Annotated in this window: 19 protein-coding genes; 15 read left to right on the top strand and 4 right to left on the bottom strand. The window is 37.0% G+C overall.

The window, feature by feature from the left end:
- The first annotated feature begins 10 nt into the window (after positions 1–10).
- The 3 genes from KQI49_RS05765 to KQI49_RS05755 all read left to right on the top strand — a co-directional run bounded on the left by KQI49_RS05765 (position 11) and on the right by KQI49_RS05755 (position 2,834).
- The gene (locus tag KQI49_RS05765; RefSeq protein WP_216487421.1) at positions 11–994 is read left to right on the top strand and encodes an alpha-ketoacid dehydrogenase subunit beta; all 984 of its coding nucleotides are present in this window, start codon (positions 11–13) and stop codon (positions 992–994) included.
- A 17-nt stretch (positions 995–1,011) separates the two neighbouring features.
- The gene (locus tag KQI49_RS05760; RefSeq protein WP_216487420.1) at positions 1,012–2,286 is read left to right on the top strand and encodes a dihydrolipoamide acetyltransferase family protein; all 1,275 of its coding nucleotides are present in this window, start codon (positions 1,012–1,014) and stop codon (positions 2,284–2,286) included.
- Between the two features lie 116 nt (positions 2,287–2,402).
- Complete coding sequence (locus tag KQI49_RS05755; RefSeq protein WP_216487419.1) at positions 2,403–2,834, top strand: BrxA/BrxB family bacilliredoxin; 432 nt, start codon at positions 2,403–2,405, stop codon at positions 2,832–2,834.
- A gap of 136 nt (positions 2,835–2,970) precedes the next feature.
- Here the strand turns inward: KQI49_RS05755 and prli42 are convergent, their stop codons facing one another.
- Entirely contained in the window at positions 2,971–3,111 is a 141-nt protein-coding gene (gene prli42, locus KQI49_RS05750) for a stressosome-associated protein Prli42 (RefSeq protein ID WP_216487418.1), read from the bottom strand.
- Positions 3,112–3,237: 126 nt separating this feature from the next.
- Between prli42 and KQI49_RS05745 the strand changes: the two genes are divergently transcribed.
- The 6 genes from KQI49_RS05745 (at position 3,238) to KQI49_RS05720 (ending at position 12,209) form a co-directional block, all read left to right on the top strand.
- Positions 3,238–4,881 (top strand): acyl-CoA mutase large subunit family protein, encoded by a 1,644-nt coding sequence (locus KQI49_RS05745; protein WP_216487417.1) that lies wholly within the window; start codon positions 3,238–3,240, stop codon positions 4,879–4,881.
- A gap of 11 nt (positions 4,882–4,892) precedes the next feature.
- Positions 4,893–5,720, top strand: a complete 828-nt coding sequence (gene mce, locus KQI49_RS05740) for a methylmalonyl-CoA epimerase (RefSeq protein ID WP_216487416.1) — start codon at positions 4,893–4,895, stop codon at positions 5,718–5,720.
- Positions 5,720–7,267: an acyl-CoA carboxylase subunit beta gene (locus KQI49_RS05735; protein ID WP_216487415.1), complete on the top strand. Its 1,548-nt coding sequence runs from the start codon at positions 5,720–5,722 to the stop codon at positions 7,265–7,267. Before mce ends, KQI49_RS05735 begins: the two co-directional genes overlap by 1 nt.
- A gap of 35 nt (positions 7,268–7,302) precedes the next feature.
- On the top strand, positions 7,303–8,430 hold the full coding sequence (locus KQI49_RS05730; protein ID WP_216487414.1) for a M20/M25/M40 family metallo-hydrolase: 1,128 nt from the start codon (positions 7,303–7,305) through the stop codon (positions 8,428–8,430).
- Between the two features lie 145 nt (positions 8,431–8,575).
- Positions 8,576–9,826 (top strand): DNA polymerase IV, encoded by a 1,251-nt coding sequence (locus KQI49_RS05725; RefSeq protein WP_371817529.1) that lies wholly within the window; start codon positions 8,576–8,578, stop codon positions 9,824–9,826.
- A 109-nt stretch (positions 9,827–9,935) separates the two neighbouring features.
- Positions 9,936–12,209 carry an ATP-binding cassette domain-containing protein gene (locus tag KQI49_RS05720; protein WP_216487412.1) on the top strand — a complete coding sequence of 758 codons (2,274 nt, stop codon included), beginning with the start codon at positions 9,936–9,938 and terminating at the stop codon, positions 12,207–12,209.
- A gap of 224 nt (positions 12,210–12,433) precedes the next feature.
- Here the strand turns inward: KQI49_RS05720 and KQI49_RS05715 are convergent, their stop codons facing one another.
- From KQI49_RS05715 to KQI49_RS05705, 3 genes are read right to left on the bottom strand one after another with little or no spacing between them, the layout of a single operon-like run.
- On the bottom strand, positions 12,434–13,804 hold the full coding sequence (locus tag KQI49_RS05715) for an aldehyde dehydrogenase (protein ID WP_216487411.1): 1,371 nt from the start codon (positions 13,802–13,804) through the stop codon (positions 12,434–12,436).
- A gap of 17 nt (positions 13,805–13,821) precedes the next feature.
- Positions 13,822–14,748: a ribonuclease Z gene (rnz, locus tag KQI49_RS05710; protein WP_216487410.1), complete on the bottom strand. Its 927-nt coding sequence runs from the start codon at positions 14,746–14,748 to the stop codon at positions 13,822–13,824.
- Positions 14,739–15,470, bottom strand: coding sequence for a glycerophosphodiester phosphodiesterase (locus KQI49_RS05705; RefSeq protein WP_216487409.1), 732 nt, complete (start codon positions 15,468–15,470; stop codon positions 14,739–14,741). Before KQI49_RS05705 ends, rnz begins: the two co-directional genes overlap by 10 nt.
- 172 nt (positions 15,471–15,642) lie before the next feature.
- On the opposite strand from KQI49_RS05705, the gene KQI49_RS05700 reads away from it, so the two are divergent.
- The 6 genes from KQI49_RS05700 (at position 15,643) to fur (ending at position 21,603) form a co-directional block, all read left to right on the top strand.
- A complete protein-coding gene (locus KQI49_RS05700) occupies positions 15,643–16,605 on the top strand; it encodes an MBL fold metallo-hydrolase (RefSeq protein WP_216487408.1) in 963 nt (320 codons plus the stop codon).
- 500 nt (positions 16,606–17,105) lie between these two features.
- Positions 17,106–18,383 carry a Y-family DNA polymerase gene (locus KQI49_RS05695; protein ID WP_216487407.1) on the top strand — a complete coding sequence of 426 codons (1,278 nt, stop codon included), beginning with the start codon at positions 17,106–17,108 and terminating at the stop codon, positions 18,381–18,383.
- A gap of 58 nt (positions 18,384–18,441) precedes the next feature.
- Positions 18,442–18,990, top strand: a complete 549-nt coding sequence (locus KQI49_RS05690) for an NUDIX hydrolase (protein WP_216487406.1) — start codon at positions 18,442–18,444, stop codon at positions 18,988–18,990.
- Between the two features lie 39 nt (positions 18,991–19,029).
- Entirely contained in the window at positions 19,030–20,241 is a 1,212-nt protein-coding gene (locus tag KQI49_RS05685; RefSeq protein WP_253286695.1) for an endonuclease Q family protein, read from the top strand.
- Positions 20,242–20,347: 106 nt separating this feature from the next.
- Positions 20,348–20,986, top strand: coding sequence for a stage II sporulation protein M (gene spoIIM, locus KQI49_RS05680; RefSeq protein ID WP_216487405.1), 639 nt, complete (start codon positions 20,348–20,350; stop codon positions 20,984–20,986).
- A gap of 161 nt (positions 20,987–21,147) precedes the next feature.
- Entirely contained in the window at positions 21,148–21,603 is a 456-nt protein-coding gene (fur, locus tag KQI49_RS05675; RefSeq protein ID WP_216487404.1) for a ferric iron uptake transcriptional regulator, read from the top strand.
- Positions 21,604–21,675: the final 72 nt, after the last annotated feature.

Here is a 21,675-nt window from a genome sequence, read left to right as displayed (position 1 = left end):
GGACGTACTTATGGCAATTATGACTTATATACAAGCTGTTACAACAGCTTTAAAAGAAGAAATGCAACGTGATGAAAAAGTTTTTGTACTTGGAGAGGACGTTGGAAAAAAAGGTGGCGTGTTTAGAGCAACAGATGGTCTTTATGATGAGTTCGGTGAAGCACGAGTTTTAGACACACCATTAGCTGAATCAGCTATTGCGGGTGTGGGCATTGGCGCTGCTATGTATGGTATGCGTCCTGTGGCAGAAATGCAGTTTGCAGACTTTATTATGCCTGCTGTGAACCAAATTATTTCTGAAGCTGCTAAGATTAGATACCGCTCTAATAATGATTGGAATTGTCCTATTACTATTAGAGCGCCATATGGTGGTGGCGTAAATGGAGCTCTTTATCACTCTCAATCGGTTGAATCTGTATTTGCAAATCAACCTGGTTTGAAAATTGTAATGCCTTCCACCCCCTACGATACTAAAGGATTATTAAAAGCGGCGATTCGAGATAATGATCCAGTCCTATTTTTTGAACATAAGCGTGCTTACCGTTTACTTAAAGGGGAAGTGCCTGAAGATGATTATGTTCTACCAATTGGAAAAGCCGATGTGAAACGAGAGGGTTCGGATATAACAGTTATTACTTACGGTATTGGTGTTCATTTTGCTTTGCAAGCAGCTGAAAAACTAGCTGAAGAAGGAATTGACGCTCATATTCTTGATTTAAGAACTGTATACCCACTTGATAAAGAAGCGATTATCGAAGCTGCTTCTAAAACTGGAAAGGTATTATTAGTCACTGAAGATAACAAGGAGGGTAGTATTATCGGTGAAGTGGCAGCTATAATTTCAGAAAATTGTCTGTTTGACCTTGATGCACCAGTTCAGAGATTGGCCGGACCAGATGTGCCTGCTATGCCATACTCTCCTCCAATGGAGAAATATTTTATGATTAATCCAGATAAAGTTGAACACGCTATGCGCGAACTCGCGGAATTTTGAATGAAGGAGGTTTACAAATGACTGAAAAAATCACTATGCCGCAACTTGGAGAAAGTGTTACTGAAGGAACGATTAGTTCGTGGCTTGTTAAAGAAGGGGATCAAGTTAATAAATACGATCCCATAGCAGAAATTATGACGGATAAAGTAAATGCTGAAGTCCCCACATCTATTGCTGGAACAATTACAGAAATTGTTGCTAGTGAAGGTGAAACAATAGCTGTTGGGGATCTCATGTGCTATATCAAAACTGAGGGAAGTCAGGAGCCAACCGAAACATCTGATGGTTCGGATAAAAGAGAAGAAATTTCGAAGACAGAAGTTTCCCAGTCAAAACCGGAAGACCAGTCTATGAAAAAGCGTTATTCTCCAGCGGTACTGAGAATGGCTCAAGAAAACGATATTGATTTAGAACAAGTCGATGGGACAGGTAAAGGTGGTCGCATCAGTCGGAAAGATATTGAGAGAATCATTAAATCGGGCGAAACACCTAAAAAAGTAGCCAAAACAGAAATGCCAACAGAGCCAGTTAAAGATACGTCACCGAAACGAAGCGTTGAACAGGTGAGTAAGTCTGCTCCTCCAGTCCAAGATGGAGACGTTGAAATTCCAGTTACGGGTGTTAGAAAGGCTATTGCCAATAATATGGTCAAATCCAAAACAGAAATTCCACATGCTTGGATGACAGTTGAAGTTGATGTGACAGATCTTGTTAAGTATCGTAACCAAATTAAAGGTGAATTTAAAGAAAAAGAAGGATTCAATTTGACGTTCTTTGCATTCTTTGTAAAGGCTGTTGCTCAAACATTAAAAGAATACCCACAATTAAATAGTATGTGGGCAGAAGACAAGATCATCCAAAAGAAAAATATTAATCTATCGATTGCAGTAGCGAAGGGACAAGAATTGTTTGTTCCGGTCATTAAACATGCTGATGAAAAAAGCATTAAAGGAATTGCGAAAGACATTAATGAGCTGGCATCTAAAGCTAGAGATGGTAAACTAACTCAAAGTGATATGGAAGGTGGAACATTTACTGTCAATAATACAGGGTCATTTGGCTCCATCTCTTCGATGGGTGTGATTAATCATCCGCAAGCGGCTATCTTACAGGTGGAATCAATTGTTAAACGTCCAGTCATTATGAATGATATGTTTGCGGCAAGAGATATGGTGAACCTCTCTTTATCTCTGGATCATCGTGTGCTTGACGGGCTCGTATGCGGTCAATTTCTAGCAAGACTTAAAGAAATTCTAGAAAATATTAATTCAGCCACCACTAACGTTTATTAAATTATGCTCGAAATCCAATTTGTAAAAATTGAAATTCATGAATAAACTTGGTAAGCTAAAATTATAAGTTAGAAGGCTTAAAATGTTTCAAATCTACTTTAAGGAGATGACTTTACATGGACTTCGATATATTTATGAACGATGTTGTAGATGTTGCCCGTCAAGACATTAGAGAAGCTGGATACGAAGAGTTGAAGACACCAGAAGATGTTGATCAGGCGCTGAAACGAGATGGAACAACCCTTGTTATGATCAATTCAGTCTGCGGTTGTGCAGGTGGTGTAGCTCGCCCGGCCGCGGCTAATTCAATCCATTATGATAAACGACCAGATCATTTAGTAACTGTGTTTGCTGGACAAGACCGCGAAGCGACGGAAGAAGCCCGTACTTACTTTGAAGGTTATCCACCATCATCTCCATCTTTTGCTTTTTTAAAGGATGGTAAAATCGTTACAATGTTAGAACGCCATGATATTGAAGGCTTTACTGCTATGGATGTTATAACTAAGCTCCAAAATATTTTTGAAGAACATTGTGAAGAAGTATAAGGATAGATTGTAAATTGATGAGGCTGTCTCACAGATTGGGGGTCAGCCTCATTTTATTAGAAGGCTTTATCTTTAATCTAATAAAAAAGACCATCATTACAATTGTAATTAGGTCTTAATCTACAATACATATTATTTATATTAAAAACGCAAGCCCACTGGTAAATAAAGATAGCAACATAGCAGCAACCATAACATAAATAGCAACTTTCATACGCTTTTCACGTTTAGACTTCCTTCTTGGAACATACTTTTGTTTTTGCTTTTTTGTAGACATTAAAATCCCCCTCAATCAGCATATCTAACCTTATTTTAACGTGAAACGAAGGATCAGACAAGTTTTATTTGTCGGATTGCAACCGCTATCATAAAAACTTTATTATTGTTTGGAGGAATTATAACAATGAACACTCGGGAACAAGAACAAAAGTGGAAGCAAACGGTAGAAAAAACGCAACAACGCTTCCCCGAACGAAAAGATAGTTTCAAAACATCGTCTGATATTGAAGTTGAGCGACTGTATTACCCTAAGGGTGATACAGAATATAATGAAAAATTAGGCTTCCCTGATACATATCCTTTCACACGAGGAATTCAGCCTACTATGTACCGAAGCCGTTTTTGGACTATGCGGCAATATGCTGGATTTGGTTCAGCGTCTGAAACTAATAAACGTTTCAGATATCTGTTAGATCAAGGACAAACAGGTTTATCAGTTGCTTTTGATTTACCTACACAAATTGGGTATGATTCTGATGATTTAATGGCAGAAGGTGAAGTCGGTAAGGTAGGAGTGGCTATAGATACGTTACATGATATGGAACAACTACTTGATAATATACCACTTGATAAAGTGAGCACATCAATGACGATCAATGCACCTGCTTCTATTTTACTTTGTATGTATATTGCGGTTGGGGAAAAACAGGGTGTTCCTGTAGAAGAGCTAACAGGGACTATCCAAAATGATATATTAAAAGAATACATTGCTAGAGGTACTTATATATTTCCACCTAAACCGTCAATGCGCTTAATTACCAATATATTCGAATATTGTCAGTCTTATGTTCCCAAATTCAACACTATTAGTATTTCTGGGTATCATATACGCGAGGCTGGCTCAACAGCTGTTCAAGAAGCTGCTTTTACACTAGCAAATGGGATGGCGTATGTGGATGCAGCTCTAGAATCTGGATTAGACATTGACTCATTTGCTCCACGTCTAGCATTTTTCTTTAATGCTCATAATAACTTTTTTGAAGAGATAGCTAAATTCAGAGCAGCTAGACGTATTTGGGCAAAGCTGATGAAGGATAAATACAAAGCTCAAAATCCAAAGAGCTGGAAATTACGTTTTCATACTCAAACAGGAGGATCAACATTAACGGCTCAACAGCCAGATAATAATATTGTTAGAGTAACATTGCAAGCGCTCGCGGCAGTGATGGGTGGAACTCAAAGTCTACATACCAATTCGAGGGATGAAGCTTTATCTCTGCCAACTGAAGAATCAGCACGGATTGCTTTAAGAACCCAACAAATCATCGCTCACGAGAGTGGGGTGGCAGATACAGTCGATCCTTTGGGGGGCTCTTACTTCGTTGAGGAATTAACTGATAAAATCGAGGAAGAGATTGAAGCATATCTTGATAGAATTGAAGAAATAGGTGGAGCAGTTCAAGCCGTGGAAGAAGGATTTATGCAACGTGAAATACAGCATGAAGCTTATGACACTCAGAAGAAAATTGAAAGTGGCGAAGAAATAATTGTCGGTTTAAATGAATTTAAACTCGATGAAGAGGTTAACCCAGATCTATTAAAAGTAGATGAAAAGCTGGAAAAAGCTCAAGTTGATAGTTTCGATAATATTCGCAAAAAACGAGACCAAGAGGCTGTAGAAAAGGCCTTGGTCACAATACGCGAACATGCTAAAAATGAAAAAACTAACTTAATACCGTATATTTTAGATGCTGTCAAAGTCTATGCTTCAGTTGGAGAAATTTGTAATGTATTAAGGGATGAATTTGGAGAATACACCGGTTTATAGGGGGAAACATGATGGCAAATACTAGAGTTCTTATTGCAAAGCCAGGACTTGATGGACATGATAGAGGTGCACTCGTCATTTCACAAGCTCTACGTGACCATGGAATGGAAGTCATTTATACGGGACTTAGACAATCACCAGCTCAAATAGCGCAAGCAGCTATTCAAGAGGATGTTGATGTTATTGGAGTGTCCTCTCTCTCAGGAGCACATAATTCGTTATTTCCGAAAATAATCGAGGAACTTGATAAACATGATGCAAGTGATATACCAGTCATTGGCGGGGGCGTTATTCCTAGTGAAGATATTCCTTATTTGCTTGAAAAAGGCATTAAAAAAGTTTTCACAAGTGGAGCATCAACTGACGCCCTTGCTAACTATATTAAAGAGTTACTTGGACATCAAGATGAATCAGTGGTCAATACAGCACCGAAAAAAATCGCCCATATTGGCATCGCAGTAAAAAATATTGAAGAATCGTTATCATTTTACACTGATATATTAAATTTAGAATTAAAAGCAGTTGAGAAAGTTGAGTCTGAATCCGTTAAAGTTGCTTTTTTAAAAATAGGGGAATCTATGTTAGAACTTTTAGAGCCACTTAACGAAAAGTCAACCATCCACCGATTTATTCAAAATAAAGGTGAAGGAGTTCATCATATTGCTTTAGAGGTAGATAATCTAGAGGAACGTCTTAATTATTATAAAAAAAATGGTGTTCGACTAATTGATACATCTCCCAGGGTAGGCGCAAATAATTCTCAAGTCGGCTTTATCCATCCTAAAGCTGCTAATAGTGTTTTAATTGAACTTTATGAACACGATGAGGAGAATGTATAATGGACATCTTTGATAAAATCAATGAATTATATGATAAACGAAGACAAGCTGAACTTGGGGGCGGCGACGATAGGATTAGACGGCAGCACGACCGAGGTAAATTGACTGCTAGAGAAAGAATTGACTACTTATTAGATAAAGACAGCTTCGTTGAACTTAACACATTTATAGAACATCGCAGTACGGATTTCGGAATGGATAACTCTGTAGGGAAAGGTGAAGGTGTCGTCACCGGCTATGGAAAGATAAATGGGAGGCCAGTTTACCTATTTGCTCAAGATTTTACGGTTTATGGGGGAGCATTAGGAGAGATGCATGGAAAGAAAATAGCTAACGTGATGGATCTGGCTGCTAAAAATGGGGTTCCTTTTATAGGGCTTAATGATTCTGGTGGTGCTAGAATTCAAGAGGGCGTTTCTTCACTTGACGGATATGGACAAGTCTTTTACCGTAATTCAATTTATTCGGGTGTAATCCCGCAAATTTCAGTCATCATGGGGCCAAGTGCAGGGGGAGCTGTGTATTCGCCTGCCATTACCGATTTTGTGATTATGGTTGAAAAAACATCGCAAATGTTTATCACAGGTCCCAAAGTTATTGAGACAGTAACAGGAGAGAACATTTCTTCGGAAGAATTAGGGGGAGCACACGTCCATAATTCCAAAAGCGGAAATGCCCATCTCAAAACAGAAACTGAACAAGAAGCATTAGATGCTGTTCGTGATCTACTTAGTTATCTCCCAGACAATAACAATCAGAAGCCACACCATAAACCAGTTGAATTAGATGATAATTTTTGTTCAGAGTTAACTGATATAGTTCCTTATGACTCAACTAGACCTTATGATGTCAAAAAAATCATTAATGAGGTTGTCGATCCAGATAGTTTCTTTGAAATCCATGAAGAGTTCGCTAAAAATATTGTGGTTGGATTTGCACGTATTAATGGGAAATCTGTTGGCCTTATCTGTAATCAACCAAAATATTTAGCTGGGGGACTTGACATTGACTCTAGTGATAAAACAGCTAGATTTATAAGGTTTTGTGATTCCTTTAATATTCCTTTGATAACATTTGAAGATGTGACAGGATTTTTCCCTGGCGTAAAACAGGAACATGGGGGTATTATAAGACACGGAGCTAAAATTTTATATGCGTATTCCGAAGCTACCGTTCCAAAAATAACCGTGATTACAAGGAAAGCATATGGAGGAGCTTATGTGGCATTAAATAGTAAATCAATTGGTGCCGACCTTGTGTATGCTTGGCCAAACGCAGAAATTGCTGTGATGGGACCAGAAGGGGCTGCAAATATAATTTTTGCTAAAGATATTGCAGAAAGTGATACCCCTGAAGCGACACGCCAAGAAAAAATTGACACTTATCGCGAGAAATTCGCAAATCCTTATATTGCTGCTGGGCTAGGTATGGTAGATGATGTCATAGATCCTAGGGAAACACGGATAAAGTTAATTCAGGCTTTGGACATGTTAAAGGATAAAGAAGAAGATCGACCGAAGAAGAAACATGGAAATATACCATTATAAAAAGCTGATGTTTAAACATAGGAGGATAAACAGCAATGATCACAGTTAATCAGGAAAGACTTACCGAAGAATTTTTAGAATTGGTTCAAATTGATTCTGAAACAAAATTTGAAACAGAAATTGCCGGTGTACTAAAAAAGAAGTTTACAGATTTAGGATTAGAAGTTGTTGAAGACAACGCAAAGGAAAAAACGGGTCATGGTGCAGGAAACTTGATCTGTACATTAAAAGGAACAAAGGCAGCAGCTGATCCTATCTACTTTACATCCCATATGGATACAGTTGTCCCAGGTAAAGGTGTGAAACCTTCAATTAAGGATGGCTACATTACCACAGACGGTACAACGATATTAGGTGCAGATGATAAGGCTGGACTCGCTGCTATATTAGAAGCTATTCGAGTTATCCAAGAACAGAAGATTGACCATGGGGATATTCAATTTGTAATCACTGTAGGTGAAGAATCAGGTCTGGTTGGTGCAAAAGCACTTGATTCTTCATTATTGAATGCGTCATATGGTTATGCAATCGATAGTAATGGAAAAGTTGGGGATATCGTTGTCGCTGCTCCTACTCAAGCTAAGATATTTGCTAAAATTAATGGGAAAACAGCCCATGCGGGAGTAGCTCCAGAAGAAGGAGTTTCCGCCATCACACTCGCGGCTAAAGCTATTTCTAAAATGCCCCTCGGTCGAATTGATGAAGAAACGACAGCGAATATCGGGCGCTTTGAAGGTGGTCAGCAAACAAATATCGTTTGTGATTATGTTGAAATTTTGGCTGAAACGAGGTCGTTAGTTCCTGAGAAAATGGAGAAACAAGCAAACAAAATGAAAGAGGCCTTTGAATCAACTGCTAATGAATTGGGTGGAGAAGCAGATGTTCAAATAGAAATTATGTACCCTGGTTTCAATCAAAAAGATGGCGACCAAGTTGTGGAAATAGCGAAACGAGCAGTCAAAACGATTGGACGTGACAGCCAACTTGTTAAAAGTGGTGGAGGAAGCGATGCGAATGTCATTGCAGGGTTTGGTATCCCGACAGTAAACCTTGCTGTTGGTTATGAAGATATTCATACAACAAATGAACGCATGCCTGTCGAAGAGTTAATTAAAATAGCAGAGTTAATTACATCGATTATTAAAGAAGTAGCTACTGAATAAGGTTTATAATTAATAAAAAAAGAATCCTACAATCAAGGATTCTTTTTTTACCTTTCTTAGTTTGGAGCTTCTAAGTACAAAAACACATTGACTATGCTATAATTAAGATGCAAACAACCGTTCTAAAAGGGTGGTTTATATGCTTATTAAACAACAGCAAAAGCGCAAGGGACGGATTATTTTTCATATTGATATGAATTGTTTTTATGCATCGGTTGAGATGGCGTATGATCCTAAATTGAAAGGAAAGCCACTCGCTATTGCAGGCAATCCAGAAGAACGAAAGGGTATTATTGTAACGAGTAGTTATGAAGCACGAGCAAAGGGGATAAAAACAACGATGCCGCTCTGGCAGGCACGGAGGCTCTGTCCTGATTTGACCGTGATGCGCCCTAATTTTAATCGATATCGCCAAGCCTCTAGAGAAATTTTTAAAATGCTATCTGAATTAACCCCACTCGTGGAACCCGTCTCAATTGATGAAGGTTATATGGACGTAACAGACATAGAGACGAGTGACCCTATAACTCTTGCGGAAGAGATACAACAACAAATTATGTCTACGCTTGATATACCGTGTAGTATTGGAATTGCACCGAATAAATTTTTAGCAAAAATGGCCTCGGATATGGAGAAACCAATGGGTCTGACTATTTTACGTAAGAGGGATATCAGTCGCATATTATGGCCGTTACCAATTGAAGAAATGCACGGAGTTGGTGAGAAAACGAAAGAAAAATTATCTACTATTAACGTGAAAACTATTGGTCAGCTTGCAAATAAAGATGTTTACACATTAAAACAACTATTAGGAGTTAATGGAGAGCGGCTAAAGAATCGTGCAAATGGGATTGATTTAAGAGAAGTCGACCCTGATGCTGTAAATGAATACAAAAGTATTGGAAGCTCTCAAACATTATCTCAAGATACTACAAATGAGATAGAAATAAGGCGATTAATGCATACTTTAGCAGATAATGTTGAGCGCCGACTGAAACGAAAAAAAGCTGCTGGTCGAAGCGTCCAGCTTATGATTCGGTATCACGATCGTAAAACAATCACAAGGAGCAAGAAGCTTCAGATGTTTATTGATACAAAAGAAGATATTATTGAAATTGCTAATGAGCTTTGGCAATTACACTGGAACATGCAACCTATTAGGCTTCTTGGGATTACTGTGCAGGATATTGAAGAAAAAAAGCAACTCGGTAAGCAACTAGATTTATTCACATATAAAAAAGAAGCTGAAAAAGAAAAACTTTATCATACGATTGATACACTTTCAGAAAAGTATGGAAAAAATCCGTTTAAGTCGTTAGAAATGGTTAATGATCAGGATGACGAGGAACCGCGTACCAGCTTTCAAAAAGATTTCTTAGATGATTATAAAAAGTAAATAAACCTGATAAAATATCTGTTATGGAAGGAGATTTTTAAATTAGTATTTAAAACAACGGTTAAGTTGAGCCGTTGTTTTTTAGTATAAAATTAGAAAGGATGATAGAATGTTCGAGATAAAGGATGAGATTGTTTTAAGAGGACTTAAAGAGAATAATTTAAAAAATATTAATTTAAATATATTAAAAGAAAAAATCACTGTTTTTACCGGCTTATCGGGTTCAGGAAAAAGTTCAGTCGTTTTTGACACATTAGCAACAGAAAGCAGAAGACAAATGACTCTAAACTATCCTCTCTATGTTAGAAATCAAATGCCAAGGTACGAGAGACCACATGCCGACCTTATGAAAAACTTGAGCCCAGTTGTCGTTGTCGAGCAACGACAAGCAGGAGGTAATTCCCGTTCAACTGTGGGCACCTATATGGATATCCATCCATTAATTCGACTTCTATTCTCTCGGATTGGAAGGCCGTCTATCACCTCTGCGACAGATTTCTCAAGCCAAAGTTCTTTTGGTAGATGTCCTGAATGTAATGGTTTTGGAAGAGTCATTTCGCCTGATTTAAATAAAATGATTGATTTTGATAAATCACTTCGAGACTATGCTGTGAAATTTAAACCATTATCGCCTTCAGGTTGGCAAGGTAGATGGATGATGACGGGGGGATTATTTGACCCAGATAAACCGATTAAAAATTACTCCGATGAAAAGCTTCGCTTATTTATATATGGTCCTCTGAAGGGAAAGAAAGTTTATGCGCCGTTTCATACCAAGAATGGGCCTCAAGATCATGAATGGGATGGATTATTACCTAGGTTCACACGCCTGTATATAAATAGAGATGTCTCTAAGCTGAAACAAATATCACAGGAAGACGTGCTGGCAGTGTCAAATCAAGTCTTGTGCCCAACGTGCTTAGGTTCGGGACTCAATCCAAAAGTGTTAAAATGTAAGATAAACGGTTTAAATATCGCGGAGTATGACCGATTAGAGATTACGGAATTACTAGAAGAATTAACGAAGATAAAAAAACCTCTGGGTGAATCGATAGCACAACAAGCAATTCCACATTTGAAACAGCTTGTCGACATGGGGTTAGGATATCTTAGCCTATCAAGAAAAATGAGTACGCTTTCCGGTGGTGAAGCACAAAGAGTGAAAATCGCACGTCATTTAGGAAGCAGTCTAAACAATATTACTTATATTTTCGATGAGCCAAGTGCAGGACTTCATCCAGAAGAAGTGAATATGCTCATTCGGATGTTAAAAAATATTAAAACCCATCATAACACTGTTATTATTATTGAACATGATTTATCAATTATAAAAGAAGCTGATGAAGTTATCGAAATGGGTCCCGGAGCAGGTGTAAATGGAGGAGTTGTTGTTCATCAAGGGAAGACACACGAACTTAAAAAATCTAAAGCCGCCACAACCCTGGACCATAAAATTAAAATAAATAAAAGTCCAAGGGGAATAAAAAATTACTATACAATTAAAGGGGTAAATAATAATAATTTAAAAAATATCGATGTGAGTATTCCTAAAAATGTCTTAGTTTCAGTATGTGGCGTGTCTGGTTCAGGGAAAAGTTCTTTAATGTTGGATGCATTCGCAGAAAAATATCCAGAAACCATCATGGCAGGACAAAATAGAATAGGGATTTCTAGCCGTTCGACCTTGGCCACCTATATGGGAATTATGGATGATATTCGTTCTATATTCTCAAAAGAGACAGGAGAACCAGCAGGTCTGTTCACTTTTAATTCTTTAGGAGCCTGTCCTGTTTGTGAGGGAAAAGGGGTGACCACACCAGATGTTGCATTTGCTGATCCGATATCCATCTCATGTGAAACATGTGGCGGGACGAGATATTCAGATGAAGCTTTATCTTTTCGATACAAAGATAAAAATATAGTAGAGGTTTTAAATTTAACAATCGTTGAGGCTCTGACCTTCTTTAAGAGACCGAAGATCATAAACAGAGTGAATACGCTAAAGGACGTAGGGTTAGAATATCTAACCTTAGGACAGACGACAAGTTCTCTAAGCGGAGGGGAAGTCCAGCGTTTAAAGTTAGCAAGCCAACTTAAGAAAGAAGGACAAATTTATCTATTAGATGAACCATCTTTAGGGCTGCACGCAAAAGATAACGGGAAGCTTTTAGAAGTATTTCAAAACCTTGTTAACAAAGGTAATTCGGTTATCATTATCGAGCACAATCTAGACTTTATAGCGGCGTGTGATTGGGTCATCGAATTAGGTCCTGGAGGAGGAAAAAGAGGCGGTTATGTAATGTTTGAGGGAACACCAGAAGAGTTGTTAAACACTGAAACAGTGACAGCAAAATGGCTGAAAAATGGTATTAAAGAGACTTAAAATAACACATTATCACGGTGAGGATCGATTAACTCGTTTTAGATATCTTTCCACTTTTTATGTAAAAGAACTATAGAGAAAACGTCTCTCTCGTTCAGAATTATTAAAAATTACTCGAGAGAGCGTCTCTATCGTATTGGATGTTAATAAATCCTTGCACGCGGTAGCCGTTCGGACTTGCTCAATTACAGTTCATACAGGTTTTGTACGCATGGTCTTGTCTTTTAAAATTTACTCATTACTTTTTTAATAATCGTTTCTGTCAATTTTCCGCCGGGGTAGCGAAAGGGTACATCAAATTTAGTTGTTTGCTTCATAATTGATTTATCATGGGAGAATGTATTGAAACTATACTTGCCATGATAAGATCCCATACCGCTCGTGCCCACGCCACCGAATGGAAGATGAGGATTTGCTAGATGGTATAATGTATCATTGATGCTTCCTCCACCAAAAGATAAGTCCGCAATAACTTTGTCTTGTTGCGTTTCATCTTCTCCAAAATAGTAAAGGGCAAGTGGTTTTTCCATTTTCTTTATATTCATTAATGCATCATCCAAAGTTTCAAAAGATAAAATAGGCAAGACTGGTCCGAAAATTTCTTCTTGCATAACAGAATCATTCCAAGATATATTATCAAGAAGAGTGGGAGCAATCAATAATCTATCTTCATCTCTATCCCCCCCATAAATAATCATCTCATCATCTAAAAATCTTTCCACATGTTTATAATGGTTATGGTTAATAATCCGTACATAGTCTCTATTTTTCAATGGATTTTTACCGTAAAATGCTTTAATTTGTTTGATAAGTGCTCGTAAAAATTTAGTTTTAATTGTATCGTGAACATAAATGAAATCAGGAGCTACACAAGTTTGACCTGCATTGGTAAATTTCCCCCAAGCGACTCGTTTAGCAGCTAATTTAATATTGGCATCTTGATTTATTATAGCAGGGCTTTTGCCACCTAATTCTAAGGTAACGGGGGTTAATGTTGCACTTGCTTTTTGCATTATAATTTTGCCAACTTTAGCACTACCTGTAAAAAAGATATAATCAAAAGATTCACTAAGCAAAGCTTGATTCGTTTCTTTTCCTCCCTCTACGACAGTAAAGTATTCTTTAGGAAATGTTGTTTCTATCATGTTTGATAAGAGACGAGATGTTGCAACAGCCGCTTCAGATGGTTTGATTATAACTGTATTCCCAGCCGCAATAGCTCCAATTGCAGGAGCAATGGCAAGTTGAAGTGGATAATTCCAGGACGAAATAATTAAAGTGACGCCGTATGGTTCTTTATATATATAATTTTTTGTTCCTTTATGAGTGATTGGCGCTTTTACTTTTTCTGGCTTCATCCAGTCTTTAAGATGTTTTAAAGCAAAGTCAATTTCCGTATAAAGTACACTCAACTCAGTTGTCAAAGTTTCAAAACGAGATTTATTTAAATCTTCTCGTAAAGCATAATAAATGTCGTCTTCGTAATTTTTAAGCATTTGTCTGAGTATTTCAAGTTGTTTTATACGATATTCATAATCGAATGTTTGATTGTTAAAAAAGTCTTGTTGTATTTTTACGATGTTTTCAATATCCATTATCGGTACTCCCACCTTTAATGTTGGTATTTAACATTAAATCTAGAAAAATCCTCAGCTAAAGTTGTGTTTGGAAAAATAGCTTGTGCTTCTTTAAGAAGACGTGGTAAATCTTCCTTTTGATAGCGTGAAGAAATATGTGTTAAAATTAGTTTTTTCACATGGCCGTCTTTTGCCAATTGAGCAGCCTCAGTCGTTGTTGAATGAAAATATTTACGAGCCTGTTCTTGTGCTTCATCTTCAAATGTTGCTTCATGTATTAGGACATCGGAATCCTCAATGAAAGAAACATTCTTACTTGTAGATCTCGTATCGCCGAGAATAGACAAAACCCTTCCTTTTTTTGGAGGGCCAATAAAATCTTTTCTATGAATGATCCGTCCATCAGATAACTCGATTGTTTCATGCTCTTTAATTTTCTTGTAGATGGGCCCAGGAGTTATCCCTATATCTTTTAACTTATCAACTTTTAGTTCACCAATTTTATCTTTTTCTTTAATTCGAAAACCGTAACTAGGTACACCATGTTCAAGCTTTTGACAGGAAACTTCGAATTGGCTATCCGCAAAAAGAATTCCGCTAGATAATTCGATTATCTCAAGAGGATATGTTAAATGAGAACCGCTCGCTTTTAGAGATACATCGATAAACTGCTTAATGCCTTTAGGTCCATAAATTGTTAATGGGCTATCTCCTCCCTGAAAAGAACGGCTACTTAACAGGCCAGGTAATCCAAAGAGATGGTCGCCGTGTAAATGAGTAATAAATATTTTATTAATCTTTCGAGGTTTAATAGAAGTGTGCAATATTTGATGTTGGGTGGCTTCACCACAATCAAATAACCATATGTTGTTCACTTCTTCTAAAATAGATAATGCAATAGCTGATACATTTCGCTCTTTCGACGGGACCCCAGCTCCTGTTCCCAAAAATATTAGTTCCATTTTAACTCACCTCTTAATTTTAGAGCTTTCTGCGGTACATCTGTTAAAATACCTCGACATTCATAATTAAAACATTTTAAGATTTGTTTTGTCCTATTTACAGTATACACTTGAACTGCAACATCTTTTTTTCGTGATTGCTTTATGAATCGAGGGGTCAATAATGTATGCTTGATGTGCAGAGTATCTGCTCCTAGTAGCTTCCCGTATTTAACAAGATTCCAACGCCGTCTAGACGTTAACAGAGCGGTTTCAATATCCAGTGAATTCATTCGTTTGATACTATAGTGATTGAATGTAGATAGAGTTGTGCGCTCGATAAGCTCAAAGTGATCCAGCATTTCGTATACGATATATTCCAGAAGGTGATAGTCGATTTTATTATTTTTTAATTCTATATTTAAATTCAAATTTTTTGGTTTAATCCATTTCAAAAAATCTTCTAAAGACAATATGGGCGTGTCTAAATAATCGTTTCCAAACCAGCTGCCTACATCAAATCCCTTTAGCTGCGTATAGGTGAAGTCTTTAATATAACCAGGATGACGTGCCGTGCGTTTTAAAGTCTCGTCATGAATAAGAACAGGAACATTATCTTTTGTTAGATGAACATCAGTCTCAATTCCATCTGCACCGAGTTCATATGCAAGTTGAAAGGCAGGAAGTGTATTTTCAGGAGCATGTCTACTTGCTCCTCGATGAGCAATTATATCAATAGGCATTTTTTCACCTCTTGTATTAGATTGTGTTTTATTTTAACGTGAATGTCAATTTGAAGCTAATTGGGTCTCATCAAAAAGCACATACAAAAAAGGTTGTGCGTGACTTTTACTGGGAAAAAATGTAGAATGAAAAGAAAATGAATCACCATTCATTATATTTGGAGGATTAAATATGAAAGTATTAAATCAAACAATTAGTCAGATAACGATTCCCACTCCTTTTGCTGTAGGGGATGTTCATGTTTATTTAATTAAGGGAGATACCATGTCATTAGTAGATGCCGGTGTCAAGACAAAGCAGGCTTGGGAAGCGGTTCAAACGCAATTAAAGGAATTAGGTTATTTCCCAAATGATATTGAACAAATTATATTAACCCATCATCACCCAGACCATATTGGGTTAATCGAAGAATTTCCCAGAGTTGAAAGTATTATCGCACATGAAGATTTAAATGCTTGGTTAACAAGAGATGAGACGTTCTTTCAACATTATGAAAATTTCTTTAAAGATTTTTTCATTACTTGTGGTGTACCTGAAAAATACCTTTCCATTATTGATAAGTTACATGGTCAATTAAACTTGGCAGGTAGAGGGAATTTAACAAGTATTATTAACGAGGGGGATTATCTGCCAGGTCATCCAGAATGGCAAGTAGTTGAAACCGCAGGTCATGCTCAAAGTCACTTATCTTTTTTAAGACAAAGTGATGGCCTCTTTATAGGTGGTGATCATATTCTGAAGCATATCTCCTCAAATCCTCTTCTGGAGCCACCCCCACTAGGAGAACAAAAGCGTCCTAAACCACTACTTCAATATCGAAACAATTTACAGAAGTGTTTAACACTTGGAATCCAGCAAGTTTTACCGGGGCACGGATCAATAATCGATAATATTGATGAACTTATTCCTACACGTCTTTCGAGGCAAGAACAACGTGCGAAAAAAGTATTGACCTTGTTAGAGAATACATCCATGACACCTTTTCAAGTCACCCAAAAATTATTTCCAAAGCGTTATGAAACCCAACTCGATTTAACACTATCAGAGACTACCGGGCAGCTTGATTTTCTCGAAAGTCAAGGACTTATTCAACAGGAAGTGATTGAAGGTATATTATCTTATCATGCAGTATAAATAATGTGTTAATAAAGGTTGGGACAAAAATAAGAATTGGTTAAACGACGAACATTTTTAAGTAAGCGTTATTCGCTTCGGAAAATACTTCGCTTTTCGTGGGCGGCTGATGAGCCCCGGGCCAACAGGATGTTGGTCATGAAGGCGCCCTCACAGGACGTCGCGAATATTAGCCTTCCAACATTCATGACGCACTGTGGGGGCGCGTCTGGCCTCATCTCCCACAAAGGTTTTCGGTGGGACGAAGCTTGCTGCAGTCCCAGGAGTCTACATATTTTTCCTACGCTGACTTGAAAAGGTGTATATTTATATAAATATACTTTAATACGTTCGCTTTTAAATTAACTAAAATACTTATGTCCCAACCTATTTATTATTATAATGGGAAAGTGTTCGACCCACATATTTTTAATAAACTGGAAAATAATAGAGCTTGAACAGGGAACATATATTCGTATACTATTATTATAAGTGAGATTTTTAAAAAGAGGTGCATATAAATGAATCCTCAAATTGATTATAATGTCTTTCCGAATCGACATATTCTATGTATAGATATGAAGAGCTTTTATGCCAGTTGTGCTGCACTTGTTGAAGGTCTTGATCCACTTACAGATCGACTGGCCGTTGTTGCTGATTTAAATCGAAGAGGCAGTGTTGTATTAGCGGCAACGCCTCGATTAAAAAAAGAATTTGGCATTCGTACAGGAAGCCGGCTTTTTGAAATACCTAAAAATGAACAAATTATTACTGTCTCTGCGCAAATGAATTTGTATTTACAAATTTCAACTGAGATTAGTCGACTTTTTAATAAGTATGTTCCTAAAGAAGCCATTCACACGTATAGTGTTGATGAAAGCTTCCTGGAAATTGATGGCACAAATAAGCTTTGGGGAAAATCTAAAGATGTAGCGATTTTAATCAAACAAGAAATAGAAGATACATTTGGTTTAACTTCAGCAATTGGCATCGGGCCTAATATGCTGTTAGCGAAATTATGTTTGGATTTAGAAGCTAAAAATAATAAATCGCAAATTGCTCGTTGTGCTTATTCAGACGTGCCGGACATGTTATGGCCATTGTCACCTTTATCACAGATGTGGGGCATTGGCCATCGACTTGAAAAACGCTTAAACAGAATGGGAATTTCTACAGTTGGACAGCTAGCCAACTATTCATTAACGCAACTACAAAAGACCTTTGGCATTATGGGCGGTCAACTTTTTTACCATGCAAATGGTGTGGATTTATCAGAATTAGGGGCACCAATTTTAAATGGACAAATCAGCTACGGTAAAAGCCAGATTTTACTTAAGGATTATCATAACCCCAGGGACGTTAGTTATGTTATTCTAGAAATGTGTGAAGAAATTGGAAAGAGAGCCCGACATGATCGTAAAGTCGGCAGAACGATTAGCCTAGGAATAGGCTATAGTGAAACAGAGGGCGGAGGTGGATTCTACCGTTCGCATACTTTGATTTCTCCTACAAATATAACGATAGAAATATATCAGGCGTGTATGTATTTATTTAAAAAGTTTTTTATTCATAAAACGGTACGTAAAATCTCAATTTCTTTAAGTAATATAGGTGAAGACCAAACAATACAGTTACAACTTTTCCAAAAAGATCGAACCAGGGAACGCCAACTAGGCTATACAATGGATGCTGTTCGTGATAAGTATGGGCAAGATGCTTTACTAAGAGCTGTGTCGTTTACGTCAGCAGGCACGGCCTTACAGCGAAGCAAATTAGTTGGAGGACATTACGCCGAGTAGACTACCACCGATCAAGCGTCCGTTGGTTGCAAATCTAAACTAACGAGGTGTTGATAAAATGAAACAATTTGAGGAACAAACAATTAAAACAGAGCAAATCTATCAAGGGAAAATTGTTGATTTACAAGTGGATGACGTAACACTACCAAATGGTAAAACAGCCAAGCGAGAGTTAATCAAACATTCTGGAGCTGTAGCAGTGATCCCTATTACAAAAGATAACAAAATTGTATTTGTTAAGCAGTACCGTAAGCCACTTGAAAAAGCTATAATAGAAATTCCGGCCGGAAAGCTTGAAAAAGGTGAAAAGCCGGAAACGACAGCTGTAAGGGAACTAGAAGAAGAGACAGGTTACACAACAGACCAACTCTCTTTCGTAACGTCTTTTTATACGTCTCCTGGTTTTGCAGATGAGCTGATGTATATTTATTTAACGGCTGATTTACACAAGTTGGATCACCCTGTTGCCGGAGATGAAGATGAGTTCGTTGAAGTTATTGAGCTTACTCTAGAAGAGGCTAAACAATATATTAAGGATGAACAGATCCACGATGCTAAAACAAATTATGCTATTCTACATTTAGAAATGCTGGAGATGAACAATTGAAATATGATAGTGACAAGTGAAAAGAAGGAGATTTAAATGATGTCGGCAGAGCACAAATTTCAAGAGAAAAACGATAATATACTAAAGTCATATTTTGCTGATATGCACATCCATATAGGACGTGATTTATACAACCACCCTGTCAAAATAACAGCAGCAAAGAATCTGACGCTGACAAATGTTTTACGTGAATCAAGCCGCCGCAAGGGAATCAATTTGATTGGAGTTATCGATAGTCAAGCCCCAGCTGTACAACAAGAAATTAAAAATTTAATAAAAGAGGGGGAGGCTTATGAACTCGAAGATGGTGGCATTCGCTTTGAGCATGTGATCTTATTATTAGGCTCAGAAATCGAGGTATATGACGATGAATGTCAAGGACCACTTCATGTGCTTTGCTATTTTCCTACATTGGCAAAGATTGAAATTTTTTCCGAGTGGCTCACAACCAGGATGAAAAATATTACATTGAGCTCACAGCGTTATTATGGAACAGCAAAAGAACTACAACACAAAGTAAAAGAGTTGGCAGGAATTTTTATCCCCGCGCATGTTTTTACTCCTTTTAAAAGTCTTTATGGTAAAGGGGTGAAGTCATCGTTAAAAGAAATACTTGATCCAGACTTAATTGATGGCGTGGAATTGGGACTAAGTTCAGATACTGAGATGGCTGATCAGATAGAAGAACTGCATGATTATACATTTGTTTCAAATTCAGATGCCCACTCCTTACCGAAAATCGCACGAGAGTATCAGGAAATATTAATGAAAGAACCGTCTTTTAAAGAGTTTTATTATGCGCTACATCAAGTTGAGGGGCGAAAAATACAACGGAATTTTGGTATGAATCCACAGCTTGGAAAATACCATACAACTGTCTGTGTAGATTGTTTGGAGGCACTATCTCCTCGAGACGATAAATGTACAAGCTGTGGTTCAAAGAAAATAGTTAAAGGCGTATTCGATCGAATTAAGGAATTAGCTAATGCTCAGGAAGAGATAGTCAGTAGACCTCCATATATTTATCAAGTTCCATTAGAATATTTACCAAAACTTGGCCCGAAAACTTTCGAGAAATTAATAAGTTCATTTCAAACTGAAATGAACATAATTCATCACGTACCACATGATGAATTAATAGAAGTTGTATCAGAAAAACTAGCAGATTATATCATCCGAAATCGAGAAGGCAGGATGTCGATAAAAGCTGGCGGAGGCGGAAAATACGGAAAAATAGAGAATGTAGACTAGGCTAGCGAAAAAATAAAAATAGATTTTTGGTATGTTTCAATGGAATTCTTCATAGTTTTAAAGTAGATACAGAAGAAGTATTGCTTGATTCGAATGGAGGATTCCGATGTATAAAAAAAGAAATGTAGCTATTAATCATGTTAAAGAACATGCCACAGTTTATGTATTCATGATTATTTTGTTTTTAACTGGAATTATATTTGGAGCGATCCTTGTTAACAGTATGAATTTTGTACAGAAACAAGATTTATTCTTTTATTTGGAACGCTTTTTCCTTCAAATTCAAGAAGGCAACTCTATTGAAAAAAACGAGGTTTTTAAGAGCAGTTTTTTTTACCACGCAAAATACTTATTTTTATTATTGATTCTAGGCCTTTCTGTGATTGGTCTGCCGATCGTATGGATATTATTGTTTTTAAAAGGATTGGTTGTGGGTTTTTCTGTCGGATTTTTGGTGAACCAAATTGGTTTGAAGGGTTTTTTCTTAGCCGCTCTGTCCATTGCACCCCAAAATATATTAACGATACCACTTTATATTGTTGCAGGAAGTTTTGCCATGATTTTTTCATTAACCTTGCTGAATAAGTTGTTTTCTAGAAAAATATCGAAACCAATTATTCAGCCATTAATTCAGTATTTGGTTATATTTTCATTGTTAATAGCACTATCCGTTATTGCTGCAACTATTGAGGCCTATGTCGCTAGCTATGCAATGGAATCCTTGATTGCCTCTGGTTCTCAATAACTTCATATATTATTATCTTAGAAATACAAACTTTTTTCTTTTAAAAATATAATTAATACTATATAATAATTATTATAAATAAATTTTTATACTTATTTTATTTTGACACTGGAATTTTGTGTGCATATAATAAAGATGGGACACGAGGGAGGGAACTTGCCATGGAACACCGAATCGACCGAATTAAAAAACAACTTCATGCACAAAGCTATAAACTAACTCCACAAAGAGCAGCAACTGTAAAAGTGCTACTTGAGCGAGAAGAGGATCATTTAAGTGCAGAAGAAATTTATTTATTAGTAAAAGAAAAAGCACCTGAAATTGGATTGGCGACTGTTTATCGTACGCTTGAATTATTATCGGAATTAAAAATTGTTGACAAAATTAATTTTGGAGATGGCGTTTCACGATATGACCTCCGTAAAGAAGGAGCAGAGCACTTTCATCACCATCTAGTATGCATAGAGTGCGGTTCTGTAGAAGAAATAGTAGAAGATTTACTTGAAGATGTTGAGAAAATTATTGAGAATGATTGGGGATTTCAAGTTAAAGATCATCGTTTGACATTCCATGGATTGTGCAAGCAATGCCAAGAAGCTAAGGTGAAAACTTCATAACGAAACGTTAAGTTGCCTTTTTTCAATTGAAGAAGGGCAAATTTTATTTTACAGTTTAATGTATAAACTACC

The organism is Virgibacillus sp. MSJ-26 (genome assembly GCF_018918075.1).
Lineage (GTDB): Bacteria > Bacillota > Bacilli > Bacillales > Amphibacillaceae > MSJ-26.
This window is presented reverse-complemented; position numbering and strand designations above follow the sequence as displayed.